The sequence below is a fragment of the uncultured Victivallis sp. genome (assembly GCA_944389935.1).
Taxonomy (GTDB): domain Bacteria; phylum Verrucomicrobiota; class Lentisphaeria; order Victivallales; family Victivallaceae; genus Victivallis.
Genome location: CALXOE010000030.1, coordinates 1 through 15816, shown reverse-complemented (window position 1 = coordinate 15816; position 15816 = coordinate 1). Strand labels below are relative to the sequence as shown.

Here is a 15816-nt window from a genome sequence, read left to right as displayed (position 1 = left end):
GCTTCAGGCGTCGAGCAGGAAACGGAGCTCCTCGATCGAGAGAGCGCCGGCAGCGGCTTCCGGAGAATCGACGACCGAGTCGAAGATCTCCCGCTTGCGGCTCTGCAGTTCGAGGATCTTCTCTTCGATCGAATCACGCACGACGAGCTTGAGACTGCTCACCGGGCGGGTCTGACCGATGCGGTGAGTCCGGTCGGCGGCCTGAAGTTCGACGGCGGGATTCCACCACGGATCGTAGATGATGACCGTGTCGGCACTGGTCAGATTCAACCCGGTGCCCCCCGCTTTCAGACTCAGCAGAAAGAGCGGAATCGAGGGATCGTTGTTGAAGTGGTCGACGTGCTGCTGCCGATTCCGGGTGCCGCCATCGAGGTACTCGAACGGAATGCCGTTCTTCTCGAGTTCCGGGATCGCGAGCGCGAGCAGGCTTGTGAACTGGCTGAAGAGCAGAACCTTGTGGTTGCTGTCGAAATGCTCGTGCAGCAGTTCGAGCAGCAGCTCCATCTTCGCGGAGGAGACGCCGTTCCCCTCGCCGTCGGGGAGCAGCGCCGGATGGCAGCAGATCTGCCGCAGCCGCAGCAGCGTGCTGAAGATCGCGGCATTGCCGTGCGCGTCGTCCTTTTTGAACGCGCGGAGCTTTCGGCGGCCCTCTTCGAGCACGGCGTTGTAGAGCTCCCGCTGATCGGGTTCCATCTCGCAGTAGATGGTCCGCTCGAGTTTCGGAGGCAGATCCGGCGTGACCATCGCTTTCGTGCGCCGCTTGACAAAAGGCGCGATGCGGGCGGCGAGATCGCGCTGCAGCTGCGGATCATCCTTGATGCCGGCGTAATATTTGCGAAACCCGGAGAGACTTCCGAGCATGCCCGGCTGCAGAAAGTCGAAGATGCTCCAGAGATCCTCGGGCGAATTCTCGAGCGGCGTGCCGGTCAGCACGATGCGGTGGGCGCCGTCGATGCTCTTGCAGTTCTTTGCATTCGACGAGCCCGGATTCTTGATGTGCTGCGCCTCGTCGAGTACGACGAAGCTGAAACTGTAATGTTTGAGTTTTGTCCCTGAAAGCCGCGCGGCCGCGTAGGAGAGAATCACCAGATCGTACTCCGGCAGCGACTTCCAGAGCACGTCACGTTCGGCCCCGTCGTGCGGAGAGGCGACCTTGAACTCCGGGACGAACCGGGCCGCCTCGCGCGCCCAGTTGTCGATCAGCGACGCGGGACAGACGATGAGCGCCGGAGCCATGCCGCGTTTCTTTCGCGATGCGAGCAGCGCGAGCAGCTGTACGGTTTTGCCGAGCCCCATCTCATCCGCGAGGATGACGTTGTAATTGCGGTCGGTCATGTACTGCAGGAAGCGGACGCCCTCCTCCTGGTATTTGCGCAGCGTCCCCTCGAACCGGAAGTCCGGGGTGAGATCGTACCCCGTTGAGGCGTCATCGATGCCGCCGCCCGCGAGTTCCGGCACCACCGCGCCGGGGATGTCGCGCACGAGAAACGTGAAATACTCCGCCGCGAACGAGGCGACCTCAAACGTGCGGCCGATCGGATCGAGCTTGCGGATCGCCCCGCCCGCCGCCGGAAAGAAGCGCATCAGGGCCGGAGAAAGTTTCACCATCCCCGCGCCGGGGAGCGCGAGAAATCCGGTGCCGGACTTCGCCGCCTCGAGGCAGCTCTTCCAGTCGGCCGGGACTCCCGCTCCGGTGAGCGTGTATTCGATCGCCCATCCGTCCGCGAGTTTCGCGGTCATGCGGCAGGAGAATTCGAGTTCCGGCAGCCCGGCGTTGCCGCGCAGCTGCCCCGCGAGCCGACCCGACAGCGCGAGATTGTCGTGGATCGCGAGATACTCCGGCAGCGCGCGGTCGAGGAAGATGCCGATCCGGTCCGCCCCGGTGATGACGTAATCTCCCTGTGACCGGGTGAATCCGAACATCGCCAGATCGTTCTCGAATGTGAGTTCGCCGCTTTCGTCGCGTCGCCAGAAGTGATCGTTTTCGCACAGAAGCCGGCCCGATTCCGGCGGCACACTCCGTTTTCCGCCGTCCTGGGCATCGTAGAGATAGCGGAGCGAGAGCGTAAATTCATCCGTGGCGGAGAGCCCGCCGTCGAGCAGAATGCCCGGAGTGCGCGTCTCGAGCTCGAAGTCGTCGACCCGGATCACCGGCAGCGGGAACTCCGCGAGAAACTCCTCGACGGAAGTTCCCTGTGGCGGCGGCTGGACGCCGGAACGGAAGAAATTGCGCAGCCAGCTGATTTCGCAGACCGCCGGGACGAAGAAATACTCTCCCTCGCGCCCGATCCAGCAGCCCGAGCGGCCGGTGATGACTTTCGCGCCCGCGGTCGGCAGCGCCGCGCCGTTCACGCGGATTCCGGGCGACATCGTGCTTTTCGAGCCGACCCCGGAGACCAGGAGAACCGCCTCGGCGAATTCGCCGCGCACATGCAGTTTACGCCCGTCGCGGGTAAAGCGCGGAAAATTCACGAGACTGTGGAAGAATTCGGCCGTCATTTCGGAGTTGAGCAGAATCTGCGAATTCTCCGCCTCGCCGTTGATCGCGAGGAAGCGGATGATCTGCTGTTCGTGCAGCGAAAAGGATTCGAGTTTCAGCGTGACGGTCAGCGATTTGTCGAAATAGAGCTGGCGCAGATTGTTGAGGTTGCCGATGTATTCGCGGCCCGCGCCCTTGAGTTTCACGGCAAGCGCGGCGTTCTCCCATTTGCTCGGGACATGCGGAAACGCGGAGACCGCGTCGATGGAAAGTTCGGCCTGAGGCTTGCGGGCCCGTTCGACGAGTTTCGGCAGACTCTCGCGGCGAAGTCCGCCGTAATAGGAGGGGGCCTCCTCTTCGCCCCATTTTTTCCCGGCGAGATTGAATCTTCCGGCGTAAAGAATGAGCGCAACGGCATGTTCACAGAGCTTTCCTCCGGCGGGAGAACCGCAGCAGCAGACGGCGGAGGGCGTCTCACCGGTCCGCACCCGGCAGTCGACGCCTCCGTCGTTCAAATGAAAATGGCCACAGAGCCTCCCGTCGCGGTCGCGCCAGGCTCCGGCGAGGCGGCCGTTTTTCAGCAGCCCCTTGGCCGCCTTGAGTTCGGCCGGGCCGGAGATCTCCTGCAATCTTTCCTCAAAGCTCTTCTTCATCGGCTTTCCAATTCCCCTGCCTGTATCTGAATTTCCGGTCTCTCCGCGTTGCGAAGCGAAGCATGAATTATTTAACATAACGCCATTCCACGGTTTTTCCAGTTTATTCCGCAGTCAAGTTGGAAAAAATTGCAAATGTGGTGTATAGTAATCATTAGCAAAATGATTTTTAACGTTCAACCCCGGGGAGCGCCACCCCGTGATTCAAATGGCGGGACTTTTGGTTCTATGGGAAATCTCTATCTCGGAATCGATATCGGTTCTACTACATTCAAGGCTGTCCTGCTCAACGAGAAAGGACAGGTTCGTCAGGCTCTCTACCGCCGGACCCGGCCGGTCGATACCGGGCGGGTTCGCTGCTCAGGCGTATGCGCGAAGTGCGGAGCGTGCAACTTCGGTCAGCTGCGGCAGACTGTCGATAAATTCCTCCTGGATGCAGGCGTCAAGGGGCTCGGAGAGATCACCTGCACGGTCGTGACCGGCAGCCAGATCGTCGAGGATACGCACGACTTTCTGCCTTACGACTTTCAGGTCAGCGAAGTGACCGCCCACGTCGCGGGCGCGCGTCACTACTATCCCGACTGCAAGGCGATTCTCGACGTCGGCGGCCAGGACAGCAAGGCGATGGTCTACAACGACAAGATGCACATGTGGAACTACAAAATGAGCGGGATCTGCGCCGCCGGAACCGGGGCGTTTCTCGACAGCGTCGCAATCAAACTCAACGTTCCGGTCGAGGAGATGGCCGACCGCGCGAACTACGGAAGCGACCTCGAATTCTCGAGTGTCTGCGCGGTGCTTTCGGCGACCAGCATCAACAAATTCAAGAACCGGTTTCCGATGGGCGATATCATCGGCGGGGCGTGCCGCGCACAGGCCCGCACGATCATGTCCGGCGTCGGCGAGCTCTTTCTCAACTACAAGGGGGACATCGTCTTTCAGGGCGGCGTCGCCTACAACCGGGCGGTTGCGCACTATCTCAAGGAGATCACCGGCAACAACATCATCACGCCGGAACTCCACGGCGTGATGGGCGCGCTCGGCTCGGCCTGCCTCGCGCGGCAGTTCCACACGCTGCGCGGCAAGCTCGACGTGACGCGGGGACTTCCGCCGCCGGAGCGCCATCTCGAATCGATCAATCTGCGCGCGAAAGCGACCCGCAAGGATTTTCTCGGTCACGGCAAGGAGCCGCTCGTCTGGCGCAACCTCTTTTTCCCGACCGAGATTCTGAATGCGCTTGGCGTGCGTTCCCTGACGCTCGAAACCTATGCGGCGCTCTTCGCCCGCAGCCGTCACAAGGTCAAGCGCGCATTCGACCACGCGGCATGCAAGGGATTTTCGGGGGAGACCTGCTCGTTCCTGCGGGTGCTCGAGGGGTCGCAGCTGCCGCGCCCGGCGTTCGGGGTTTCGACCTCGCAGCCGTGTCAGCAGGGGGAGCGGATCTTCCGCGATCTCGGGCGCAACTACGATCTGTCGGACCGCTTCTTTTCGCTGCAGACGCCGGCGGCGGGTGCGGATGACACGCTCGCGGTCGAGCATCTCGCCGAGGAGATCGACCGAGCCGTGCATTTAATGGAAAAGGCGATGGACCTGAAGCTCGACCCGAAGCGGCTCGCCGAGGCGTGCGAACTTTCGAACGAAGCGCGTCACTACTCGCTGCTGGCGAACGATCTGCGGTTCAACAGCCCGCCGCTGATCCGCGGCGCGCAGGCGATCTATTTCGCATCGATCTTCAGCCAGCTCTGGGGACGTCCGGAGCTCGTCGAGATCCAGAAGAAACTCTTTGAGGAGCTTACGCAGATCCGCGAGGAGATCGGCGACTCCGTGAAACTTGAGGATACGCACCGGCTGCTGTGGCTGCACCTGCCGCCGTTCTACGACACGTCGCTGCTCGATTACATCGAGATCAACCGGCGCGCGCCGATCGTCTTTGAAGAGGTGAACTACATCGGCTGGGAACCGCTGGACGCCTCCGATCCGTACCGTTCGCTCGCCAAGAAGATTCTGACGACGGGATTCATGGAGCCGTCGCAGCGTGTGAAGACGATCGTCGAGCAGGCGCCGAAAGCTCACTTCAACGGCTGCATCCTCTACAATCACGGTTTCGGCCGCTGTTCGATGGCGGACAGCTCGTTTGTGAAACATCTGCGCGAGGAGCTGAACAAGGCGGAGATTCCGCTGCTCGTGCTCGACGGTGACTGCGTCGATCCGACCATCGACCCGTGCAGCACCGAAACCAAGATCTCCGCCTACATCGAAGCGCTGAACGAACAGCGGTACGGCAATATCTTCGGTGCATTGAAATCGTAATTTGACAGGAGTGAAAAATGATCCGCCGAAACGGAGAGTACAAAGTCGAGTTCCGCGAGGAGATGCGCGGAGGCAGGGGAACCGTTAAAATCGAAGAGTTCTGGGCTCCGAAAACCGAGATGCGGTCGAAAAACCGGATGTTTTCGCGTCTGACGCTGAATCCGGGCTGCTCGATCGGCTTCCATCCGCACGATGCGGAGGAGGAGATTTTCGTGGTGATCAGCGGCCGCGCCGAAGCGGATGACAATGGTGAAGTCGTCGAACTCGGTCCGGGCGATACGATCCTCACCGGCAACGGCGACGGCCACGCGATCCGCTGCATCAGCGACGAGCCGCTTGAGCTCATTGCGGTCATTTCCACCTACTGAACGAACCGGACGGGGAGAGACGTTGAAATGCTGAATCGGGAACTTCTTCTCGCGCTGGCGGGGGAATATGGTACGCCGCTGTTCGTTTATGACGGTGACATGGTTGTTGCGCGGTATCGGGATCTTTTCGGTTTCATTCCGTATCCGGGGCTGAAGATCTGCTGCGCGATGAAAGCGAATTACAACCCCGGTCTGCTCGCGTTGCTGCGCGACGCGGGAGCGGGGCTCGACACGGTCAGTCCCGGCGAGGTGATCATGGCTCTGAAGCTCGGATTCCCGAAAGAGCGGATCATCTACACGGCCAACAACATGACCGACGAGGAGTTCGAGCAGGTTCTCGCGACCGGCGTGGTGATGAACATCGGTTCGCTCTCACGGTTGCGGAAGATCGCGAAGACGCACCCCGGCATGTCGCTGTGCCTGCGCTTCAATCCGGACGTCTGTGACGGCGACAACGCCAAGACGATGACGGGCGGCGATCTGACCAAGTTCGGAATCCTGCTCGAATCGGTCGAGGAGGTCAAGAGCCTCGTCCGCGAGGGGAATCTGAAGGTCATCGGCCTGCACGAACACACGGGCAGCGGCCTGCAGCGGACGGAGTCGGTCTACCAGTCGATGGAGAATCTGATGGCGATCGCGACGCCGGAGAACTTCCCGGATCTCCAGTTCCTCGACTTCGGCGGCGGCTTCAAAGTGCCGTACAAACCGGGCGAGGCGCGGATCGATTACGTCGCGATGGGCGCGGAGATCACGCGCCGGTTCGAGGCGTTCACGGAACGTTACGGTCGCAAGCTCGACATGCTGTTCGAGCCGGGCAAATACATCTTCGCCGAGGCGGGATATCTGCTGACCGAGGTCAATACGCTCAAGCGCAACCGCAGCCGTCTGATCGCGGGATGCAATTCGGGTTTCCCGCAGCTGATCCGGCCGGTGCTTTACGATGCGTACCACGAGGTGTGGAATCTCAGCAACCCGGACGGGAAGCCGCAGGTCTACGACGTGTGCGGCAACATCTGCGAGACGGGCGACCGGTTCGCCGAGCAGCGTGAACTGCCGGAGATCCGGGAATACGACATTCTCGCGATTCGGAACGCCGGGGCGTACTGTTATTCGATGGGCGGTGTCTACAATCTCCGGGCGATGCCTGCGGAGGTGGTGGTCTCCGGCGGAAAGGTCGTCTATGTCCGGAGACGGCTGAGCTCCGAGGAGCTCTGCGACCAGATTCTGAAAGAGGGCAGATCGTTATGAACGGCAATTTTGCGGCGGCGCTCGACCTCTCGGGACGGGAGGCCGGTTTTGCGCTGCTGGACGGGACGAAAATACTTTTGTCGGCCACGCGGCCGATGCGGGGGCGGGACTCGGCGCAGCTTGCGGCCTGGGCAGCCTCGGAACTGAACAAGGCGGGGATCGGGCTCAATTCAGTCGCGAAGTGGAGCGTCGGCTCCGGGCCGGGGAGTTTCACCGGCATGCGTCTCGCGGCGGCGCTCGTGAACGGCTGGACTTTCGGCAAGGCGGGGATCGAAACGCGGTGCGTGCCGACCGCGGTGGCGCTCGCGGCGAATCTCGTCGCTCCGGCGGAGGGGAGTCGCATCGGCGCACTCTTCGACGGGCGGAATCACGAGCTGATTTTGTTTGAGATGGAGATCCGCAACGGGGAACCGGTTCCGACCGGGCTGGAAAAGGTGCTGAACGCGGAGCAGGCGGCGGAGTTCTTCGCCTCTTACCCGGCCGATCACCTGATCGCGCTCGAGGCGGAGCGGCCCGCGCTCGAGAAACTGCTTGCGCCGGAAGTCGCGGCGAAAATCGAAACGTTCGATTCGGTCAAGCCCGAGGCGCTTGCGCTCGCGCAGTACAAGCCGTTCGACAACAAGCTCGCGGACCTGGTCTACATCCGCCCCGCCGTATTCTCCTGAGCGGATCGGGAGAAAATCCGTGCGGGCGGAGGTTGATTTTTCCGGGAAACATTGTATATTGTAAAGAAATTTATTTCCATTGTCGTATTTTTTTATTTGCGGGGGAGTTCCGATGCGTTTTGCCAGACCGGTACCGAAAAACCGGATCATACTGATTCCGATCGGCATTAGTCGGGGTCATGCCGGTGCGTGCGCCGGGATGGCCCGTAAAATGCGTTCGGGAGCTGCCGGATAGACAGGTTGCAAAACCGCAGAAATGGAAGAAAGACCATGCCGCACCCCGGATTGGAATCGCACGGCATGGTCTTTTTGTACACGGAAACAGGAAAAATCAAGGTTGAAATCAGATGAAATCCAGACATAAATCCGACAATTACGTGGAGATCATGGATACCACACTGCGCGACGGCGAACAGACGCCGGGCGTGGCGTTCACCCCCGCGGAGAAGCTCGAACTCGCGAAGATGTTCATGAACCGGTTGAAAGTGGATCGGCTCGAAATCGGCTCCGCCCGCGTATCCGACGGCGAACGGGACGCGGTTTCGACGATCCTCAAATGGGCGGAGCACCGCGGCTGCCTCGAATCGATGGAGATCCTCGGATTCGTCGACGGCGGCCGGTCAATCGACTGGATTCGTGAAACCGGCGGAAAGGTCATCAATCTGCTGACGAAAGGCTCTGAAAATCACTGCCGCGTTCAGCTGCGCAAATCGCCCGCCAAACACTTTGAGGATGTCGTCAACGAGATCCATTATGCGGAACAGCAGGGGATCAAGGTCAACGTCTATCTGGAGGACTGGTCGAACGGCATGCGCCACAGTTTCGCGTACGTCCACGAGTTTCTGACCCGGCTGCAGGGGCTGCCGGTCGAGCGGATCATGCTGCCGGACACGCTCGGAATTCTCGACCCGACCGAGGTGGCGACCTATCTGGAGTGGCTCTACCGCGCATTTCCCGATCTGCGGCTCGACTTTCACGGGCACAACGACTACGGCATGGTGACGGCGAACAGCCTCGCGGCGGTCCGGGCGGGCGTGAACGGAATCCACACCACGATCAACGGACTCGGCGAGCGGACCGGCAATCAGGCGCTCGCCCAGCTCGTGGTCGCGATCAACGACATGACCAACCGCAGGGTGCGGGTGGTCGAGATGGAGCTTCAGCATGCGTCGGAACTCGTGCAGAGCATCTCCGGCAAGCGTTGCGCGTGGAACTATCCGGTGGTCGGATCCGACGTCTTTACGCAGACCTGCGGCGTCCACGCCGATGGCGACAAAAAGGGAAACCTCTACGCGAATCTGCTCTTGCCGGAGCGGTTCGGGCGGCGGCGCAACTATGCGCTCGGCAAGCTCTCCGGCAAGGCGTCGATCGACCAGAACCTCGAGGCGATGAATCTCGAACTCGCGCCCGAAGTGCGTCAGAAAGTGCTTCAGGAGGTGATCCGGCTCGGGGACAAGAAGAAGAATGTCTCCCCGTCGGACCTGCCGTTCATCATCGCGGAGGTCCTGAGTTCCCCGCTGGAATCGCGGTTGAAAGTCGTCGATTATGAAATCAGCACCCGCTCCGGCGGCACACCGAAAGCGCGTGTCGCGGTGGAGATGGACGGCGTGAAAGCCGAGGCGACTTCCCCCGGCGACGGCGGTTACGACGCATTCATGCGGGCGCTGCGGAAGTGCATGAAGACTTTCAACCTCACGCTTCCGAAGCTGGTTGACTACGAAGTGCGCATCCCGCCGGGGGGCAAGACCGACGCTCTGGTGGAGACCACGATCACCTGGGCGTTCCCGGGAAAACACGTCACGACCACCGGCATCGATCCGGATCAGATCGTCGCGGCCATCTTCGCGACGGAGAAGATGCTGAATCTGCTTCTGCCGGGAAATCCGGCCGAAAGCGCGGCCGGAACACTCTGAACCGAAACAACGAAAGGAATCGTTTTTCATGGCTTTATACGACCGAGGCTATATGCGCGGCTCCTCTCCCGGAGAGCAGGCCATCTCCGGGATGGGGATGATTATGGTGTTGATCGCCATCAACGTTGTTCTGTTTCTGGCGGGAAACATTCTGCCGGGCCTTGCCGAGATGTTGCTGCTCACGCCGCAGGGAATCCGCAGCGGGCGGATTTATCAGCTCGTCACGGCGGGGTTTCTGCATTTGGAATTTTTCCATCTTTTCTTCAACATGTGGGGACTCTATCTGTTCGGAGGGCTGGTTGCACCGCACATCGGCGGCAGGCGGTTTCTGTGGCTCTACCTGATCGGGGCGGTCTCCGGGAATCTGCTTTATCTGGTTTTGAACTGGAACTCGCCGGGCGGGCTGCTCGGTGCCTCCGGTGCGGTGTTTGCGGTGATGGTGGCGACGGCACTGCTTGAACCGAACCGGCAGTTCTTCATCATTCCGCTGCCGATTCCGATGAAGACGCGGACGCTCGTCGTCTGCTACACGATCCTCGAGGTGCTTCTGCTTGCCAACAACAAGGACGGCATCGCCCACCTCGCGCATCTCGGCGGCGTGATCGGCGGATATCTTTACATGAAGCTGCTTTACGGAAACCGCCTCGCGTGGGATCCGTTCCGGCGGAGGCCTGCGGCCTGGCGCCCGCAGTTCCGCGGCGGAGCTCCGGAGCCGCCGCCCGTCGGGGGGGCGGGGAACGCGGCGCAGCGCGGCGGCCCGGTCGGTGCGCGCGAACTCGATGCGCTGCTCGACAAAGTGTCGCGTTACGGCATCAACAGTCTTTCCGAGTACGAGCTCGCGCGGCTGCGGCAGGCGCGCGAAGAGATGCGCGGCGGAAAATAGGGCGGTTCGATCATGCTCAGCACTTCGCTTTTCGACTACGATCTTCCTCCTGAACTCATCGCCCAGCATCCCGCCGAGCGGCGGGACGGGTCGCGCATGCTCGTGCTCGACCGCGTGACCGGCGAGTGTGAAATCCATCCGTTCGGGGCGATCCGGGAGTACCTTTCCCCCGGCGACGCGCTCATCTACAACGATACGCGCGTTCTGCGCGGGCGCATGTATGCGCGCAAGAACGGCGATCCGCAGGGGGCGAAGTTCGAGCTGCTGCTCGTGCAGGCGCTCGACCCGGAACGGCGGCGCTGGAATGTGCTGCTCAAGCCCGGCAAACGGGCATTGCCCGGCGTTTTTGCCCAGTTGCTCGAGAGCGACGGGACGCTCAACGAAAACGGCGACGGCTTCACGGTGCTCGGGCGCAGCGGTGACGGCGGGTTCGGGATCGAATTCAACACGCCCGATTCCGACCGGCTGCAGGCGCGTTACGGTCACATTCCGTTGCCGCCTTACATCACGCGCGGCGACGAGACTGCCGACTCCGAGCGTTACCAGACCGTCTACGCCGAAAAGGCCGGGGCGGTCGCCGCACCGACCGCCGGACTCCACTTTACACCGGAGATTCTCGCCGACCTCGCGGCAAAGGGGGTGCGGGAAGCGGCCGTGACGCTGCACGTCGGCCCCGGAACGTTCAAGCCGGTCTCGGTCGAAAACGCCGAGGAGCATCAGATGCACTCCGAGGAGTATTTTCTCACGCCCGGGACGGCGGAGCTCATCAACGCGACCCACGCGGCGGGCAACCGTGTGCTCGCGGTCGGCACCACGACCGTGCGGACACTTGAAAGCTGTGCCGATCCGGATGGGATCGTTCATCCTGCTCACGGAAATACTCAGATTTTCCTCTATCCGCCCTATCGGATCCGGGCGGTGGATCTGCTGCTGACGAACTTTCATCTGCCGAAGAGCACGCTGCTCATGCTGGTTTCGTGCTTCTGCGACCGCGAGAAAGTGCTTGCGGCATACGAGCTCGCGATCCGCGAGAAGATGCGCTTTTACAGCTACGGCGACTGCATGCTCCTGAAGTGAGTCTCTCAGCCTATGCCTTGAACCATTTCGGGACGCCGTGGCGGCGGAGGCGGGCGACGGTGGCTTCGCGGCGGCGGAAGAGCTCCTCGCGGCTCCCTGCGAGCGTCGGGTCGCGATAGGCGGTTCCGGCGGTCGAGCGCAGGATGATGCCGCGCTCTTTCTCCGGGAGCGGCAGCGGCGGCAGTGCCGGATCGAACGCGGCGACCGTGCCGCCGCGCTTGCGGCCGAACGGTTCCGACTCCCCGACCGCGAGTCCCGCCCGCAAAAGCGCGCCGCGATAAGGGAATGCGCTGCAGTAACTCACGATCACGCCGTTGTGCTTCAGCAACCGCGCGAGCTGCCGCACGAAATCATAGCTCCACAGCTCCGGGTTGCAGTCCGGCGAAAAGCCGTCCTGAAAGATCACGTCGAAACTCCCCGGTTCAAGCCGGGTGACCATATCGCGCGCGTCGCCGCAGAGCAGTTCGACCCGGCTGCCGTTTTCGGCGAAACGCCCGGTCTGTGCGAGCGCTTCGACAAGGCGGCAATCGAGACTGCCCGCCGGATAGAGCCGCCGCGCCGCGGAGAGGACACGCAGATCATTTTCGAGCGTGACGATTTCGCAGTTTCCCCCGCAGCGCAGCGCGGCAGAGCAGTTCGTTCCGAGCCCGAACCCGAGGTCGAGAACGCGGACCGGTTTCCCGTCGGCGAGCCGTTCCCGCAGGCGGGACGGCTGCACGAACTTCCGCTCCGCCTCGGTCGCCGCTCCTGCGAGCGAATGAAAATGCTGACGGAATCCGGGGTGGTAGAGCGTCGGCGACCCGTCGCCGGTCGTGACCCCCGCGAACCCGCCGTCCGGGGCGGGATTCCGGAACTGTTCCTGGAAGAAGTCGAGAAAACGGCTCTTGGACATCCACCAGCGCGGCGTGATGATCCGTTCCGGCTCCGCCTCGGCTGTGAGGCGCATGATGAGCCACTCTTCCGGCAGCTCGCGCAGGAATCCGCCGATCCAGTCGGCGTACTCGTACTCGTTGAGTCCGGCGGGTTTCACCGGAAAATCGGGCGACGCGAGCGGCGTCCCTTTCAGCGTTAAAAGCGGATGGAGCTTGACTGCCCGGAACGGAAGTCGTGCAATGCGGCGCGCGGATTCAAGAAACATCGCACGATCCTCCCCCGGCAGCCCCGCGATCATGTGGCAGCCGACCCGGATTCCGGCCGCATCGAGCCGCCGTACGGCATCCTCCACTGCCGCGAAGTTGTGGCCGCGGCGGATCAATTCCAGCGTCGAATCGTGCGCACTCTGGACGCCGAGTTCGACCCACACCTCGTATTTGCGCGCGAGTTCCGCGAGAAAATCAACCGTTTCCGGGGGCAGCGCATCCGGGCGCGTTCCGACGATGACCACCGCGAACGGCGCCAGTGAAAGCACTTCGCCATAAAGTTTCCGCAAAGTTTCCACCGGCGCATAGGTCGAGGTGAACGCCTGAAAATAGGCGATGTAAGGGGCCGTCGCACCATAACGGTCGGTCACGAACCGGATTCCCGCCTCGACCTGCCCGGCGAGGTCGAGATGGCGCATGAGATGACGCGCGCGGTTTCCGTCCTCGGCGCAGTAGACGCAGCCGGGCCCGAACCGGTTGAGCCGATTCGGGCAGCCGAGCGCGAGGTCGATGCCGATCCGATGGCGCTTCCCGCCGTACTTGTTTGCGATATAATCGCTGAAAAAGTGGAGTTCTTTCATTGACTTGCCGTTCCTGTCGCGGTAATGTAAAGGAATGAGACTGGAATTGCAACTGCGTTACGGAGGTTTTTTATGAAAATTGCGATCATCGGCGGCGGCGTCGCCGCATTCGAGGCGGCAAAAAATATCCGCTCCCTTTCGGACGAAGCGGAAGTTACGATTTACAGCCGGGAGGCGGTTCCGCCGTATCGGCGTCCGGCGCTGTCGCGGATGGCGGCGGAGGAGCTTGCCGACGCGCAGTTCTACATCAAGCCGGCGTCGTTTTATGCGGAGAATCGGATCGGACTCGAACTCGGGCGTACACTCTGTGCGATCGATACGAAAACGAAAACTCTCACATTCGACTCCGGGGTTCCGGCGCATTACGACCGGCTGCTGCTTGCGACCGGTTCGCACTGCTTCTACCCGCCGGTGCCCGGGATGGATCTCGACGGAGTGATGTCCCTGCGCGAATATGCCGATCTGCAGAAACTGCGCGCCCGGCTCGACGCGGGGGTGAAACGGGCCGCAGTCATCGGCGGCGGACTGCTCGGACTCGAGCTTGCGCAGAGCCTGCTCGAACGCGGCTGTACGGTCACCGTGATCGAGGGCTCGTCGCTGCTGCTGCCGCGCAACCTCGACGAGGAGGCCGCCGGCGTCGTGCTGAAAAGACTCGCCGGAATCGACAATCTGACGTTGCGGTTCGGCTGCAGTGTGAAAGAGGTCGCCGGAAAGGACGGCCGGGCCGTCGGCGTGACGCTTGCGGACGGGACATGCGAGGCGGATCTGGTCATGGTTTCCGCGGGAGTCCGCGCGAATATCGAAGTGGCCGCTGCGGCGGGAATCCCCTGCAACCGCGGGATCGTGGCCGACAGCTGCCTGCGTACGGGAGTCGCGGAGATCTATGCGGCTGGAGACTGCGCCGAAGTCGCCGGGGCCTCCTACGGGCTCTATGACGCCGCGCGGTCGATGGGGAGCGTCGCCGCCCGCAATCTGCTCGGGGAGGAGCAGCCGTTCGTGTCACAGGCGTATCCGGCCCGGCTCTCGGTGTTCGGTGTGAAGCTCTTTTCCGCCGGAAAACTCGCGGGCGCGCGCAGCGAAACCACGCAGGATGCCGCCGCCGGGACGTTCAGGAAACTGTTCTATGACGACTCGAATCGCCTCATCGGCTGCATTCTGGTCGGCGACCTGCGCGAAGCGGTGAAACTCCAGTCGCAGATCATCCCCGTCCGGGAGCGGGCATAGGGTGCTGCATTCACTCCGGATCGCGTTTCAGGGGTGCGTGGCGGCGGAGCATCCGGTAAGCTCCCGGCGCCATGCCGGTTTCACGTTTGAACGCAAGAGAGAGCGCCATGTCTGAGCCGTATCCGGTGCGGTGGGCGATTTCCGAGAGCGGCAATTCCGTACCGTCGAGCAGATAGCGGATCTGGTTCATGCGGATCTCCTGCAGAAATCGGCGGGGGCCTTTGCCGAAATGCTGCTGAAACAGCCGGATCAGCATCCCGCGGGAGACGCCCGCAACGCGGGCGGCGTCCTCGACCCCGATGAGATTCATATAGTTCTGGAGGAAAAATCCGACCGCTCTGGCGAGCCGGATGTCGGTCACTGCCAGCGAATCGGTGCTGCGTCGGGAGATGATCGAGGAGGGAGTCACGTAAATCGGTTCCTCGGGGATCTTTTCGCCGGCCATCATCCGGTCGAGGAGTTCGGGGAGTTTGCGGCCGAGCACCGGAAATTCGCCGCTGACGTAGGAGGTCGGCACCATTGCGTTTTCGGTCACGTTCCAGTCATCGGTATTGCAGAGTACGGAGACCTCTTCCGGAACCCGCAATCCGAGTTCCTCCAGCGTCCGGTAGATGATCGGCAGCACCGTGCTTGCCGAGAGAATGAGAGCGAACGGGCGGGGGATTTCAGAAAAAAAACGGCGCAGCAGCTTGCGGCGTTTGTGATAATCATTCCAGTCGGCTCTCGGCAGCCATCCCTCCCAGAGACAACTGAAGAGCTGGAGTCCACGCGATTCAAGCTCATGCTGCACGGCCATGAGCACATCCCGGGGGTTGCCGTCGATATCTTCCGGGAAGATTTTCGATGCCGCGGTCGCGAATCTCGTAAAACCCTTGTCCATGAAATAGTCGACGATCATTCCGGCGATCTGCTGCGTATCCGGGCGGATTGTACGGATGTTTTCCCGTGGCGGCAGCAGTCGCGACACCGTCGGAGTCGACTTGAAGTCCATGACCGCAGCAAAATCCGGCAGCTCCAGATAATCCGAAATGATCCCGTCCCCCGACCAGTGGCCGGGAATCTGCCGGCCGCATCGTTCGATCTGCCAGTTGTGTTCCCGGCCATATTCGTAAATCGGTCTCAGAATCTCCTCGTTCGGTTCCATCAGGGCGCAGAGAATGTGTTTCATGGCAATACCGGATTGTGCAAATTATATAAAAATCTCGCGTTAATATATTGTTTTTTTCAGGTATTTTCAAGAAAGATGGTAAAATTGGTGTGTTTTTAAAACAAAAAA

Annotated in this window: 11 protein-coding genes; 8 read left to right on the top strand and 3 right to left on the bottom strand. The window is 61.7% G+C overall.

The features are described 5' to 3' along the window. Positions 1-3 precede the first annotated feature (3 nt). Complete coding sequence (locus tag Q0J85_RS09865; protein WP_294480953.1) at positions 4-3132, bottom strand: DEAD/DEAH box helicase; 3129 nt, start codon at positions 3130-3132, stop codon at positions 4-6. Positions 3133-3360: 228 nt separating this feature from the next. On the opposite strand from Q0J85_RS09865, the gene Q0J85_RS09860 reads away from it, so the two are divergent. The 7 genes from Q0J85_RS09860 to queA all read left to right on the top strand — a co-directional run bounded on the left by Q0J85_RS09860 (position 3361) and on the right by queA (position 11596). Next, a complete protein-coding gene (locus Q0J85_RS09860; protein WP_294480951.1) occupies positions 3361-5442 on the top strand; it encodes a 2-hydroxyacyl-CoA dehydratase in 2082 nt (693 codons plus the stop codon). 17 nt (positions 5443-5459) lie between these two features. Beyond that, positions 5460-5810, top strand: coding sequence for a cupin domain-containing protein (locus Q0J85_RS09855; RefSeq protein ID WP_294480950.1), 351 nt, complete (start codon positions 5460-5462; stop codon positions 5808-5810). Positions 5811-5837: 27 nt separating this feature from the next. Beyond that, a complete protein-coding gene (lysA, locus tag Q0J85_RS09850) occupies positions 5838-7058 on the top strand; it encodes a diaminopimelate decarboxylase (protein WP_294480947.1) in 1221 nt (406 codons plus the stop codon). Further along, entirely contained in the window at positions 7055-7723 is a 669-nt protein-coding gene (tsaB, locus tag Q0J85_RS09845; protein WP_294480945.1) for a tRNA (adenosine(37)-N6)-threonylcarbamoyltransferase complex dimerization subunit type 1 TsaB, read from the top strand. The genes lysA and tsaB overlap by 4 nt, the downstream gene beginning before the upstream one ends. Before the next feature lie 347 nt (positions 7724-8070). Next, a complete protein-coding gene (locus tag Q0J85_RS09840) occupies positions 8071-9636 on the top strand; it encodes an alpha-isopropylmalate synthase regulatory domain-containing protein (protein WP_294480943.1) in 1566 nt (521 codons plus the stop codon). A gap of 28 nt (positions 9637-9664) precedes the next feature. Continuing rightward, positions 9665-10519, top strand: coding sequence for a rhomboid family intramembrane serine protease (locus tag Q0J85_RS09835; RefSeq protein WP_294480942.1), 855 nt, complete (start codon positions 9665-9667; stop codon positions 10517-10519). 12 nt (positions 10520-10531) lie between these two features. Beyond that, positions 10532-11596 carry a tRNA preQ1(34) S-adenosylmethionine ribosyltransferase-isomerase QueA gene (gene queA / locus Q0J85_RS09830; protein WP_294480941.1) on the top strand — a complete coding sequence of 355 codons (1065 nt, stop codon included), beginning with the start codon at positions 10532-10534 and terminating at the stop codon, positions 11594-11596. Between the two features lie 10 nt (positions 11597-11606). Here the strand turns inward: queA and Q0J85_RS09825 are convergent, their stop codons facing one another. After that, on the bottom strand, positions 11607-13316 hold the full coding sequence (locus Q0J85_RS09825) for a TIGR01212 family radical SAM protein (RefSeq protein ID WP_294480940.1): 1710 nt from the start codon (positions 13314-13316) through the stop codon (positions 11607-11609). Positions 13317-13388: 72 nt separating this feature from the next. Between Q0J85_RS09825 and Q0J85_RS09820 the strand changes: the two genes are divergently transcribed. Next, positions 13389-14540 (top strand): FAD-dependent oxidoreductase, encoded by a 1152-nt coding sequence (locus tag Q0J85_RS09820; protein WP_294480938.1) that lies wholly within the window; start codon positions 13389-13391, stop codon positions 14538-14540. 10 nt (positions 14541-14550) lie between these two features. On the opposite strand, the gene Q0J85_RS09815 is transcribed toward Q0J85_RS09820, so the two are convergent. Next, positions 14551-15708 (bottom strand): helix-turn-helix domain-containing protein, encoded by a 1158-nt coding sequence (locus Q0J85_RS09815; protein WP_294480936.1) that lies wholly within the window; start codon positions 15706-15708, stop codon positions 14551-14553. Positions 15709-15816 lie beyond the last annotated feature (108 nt).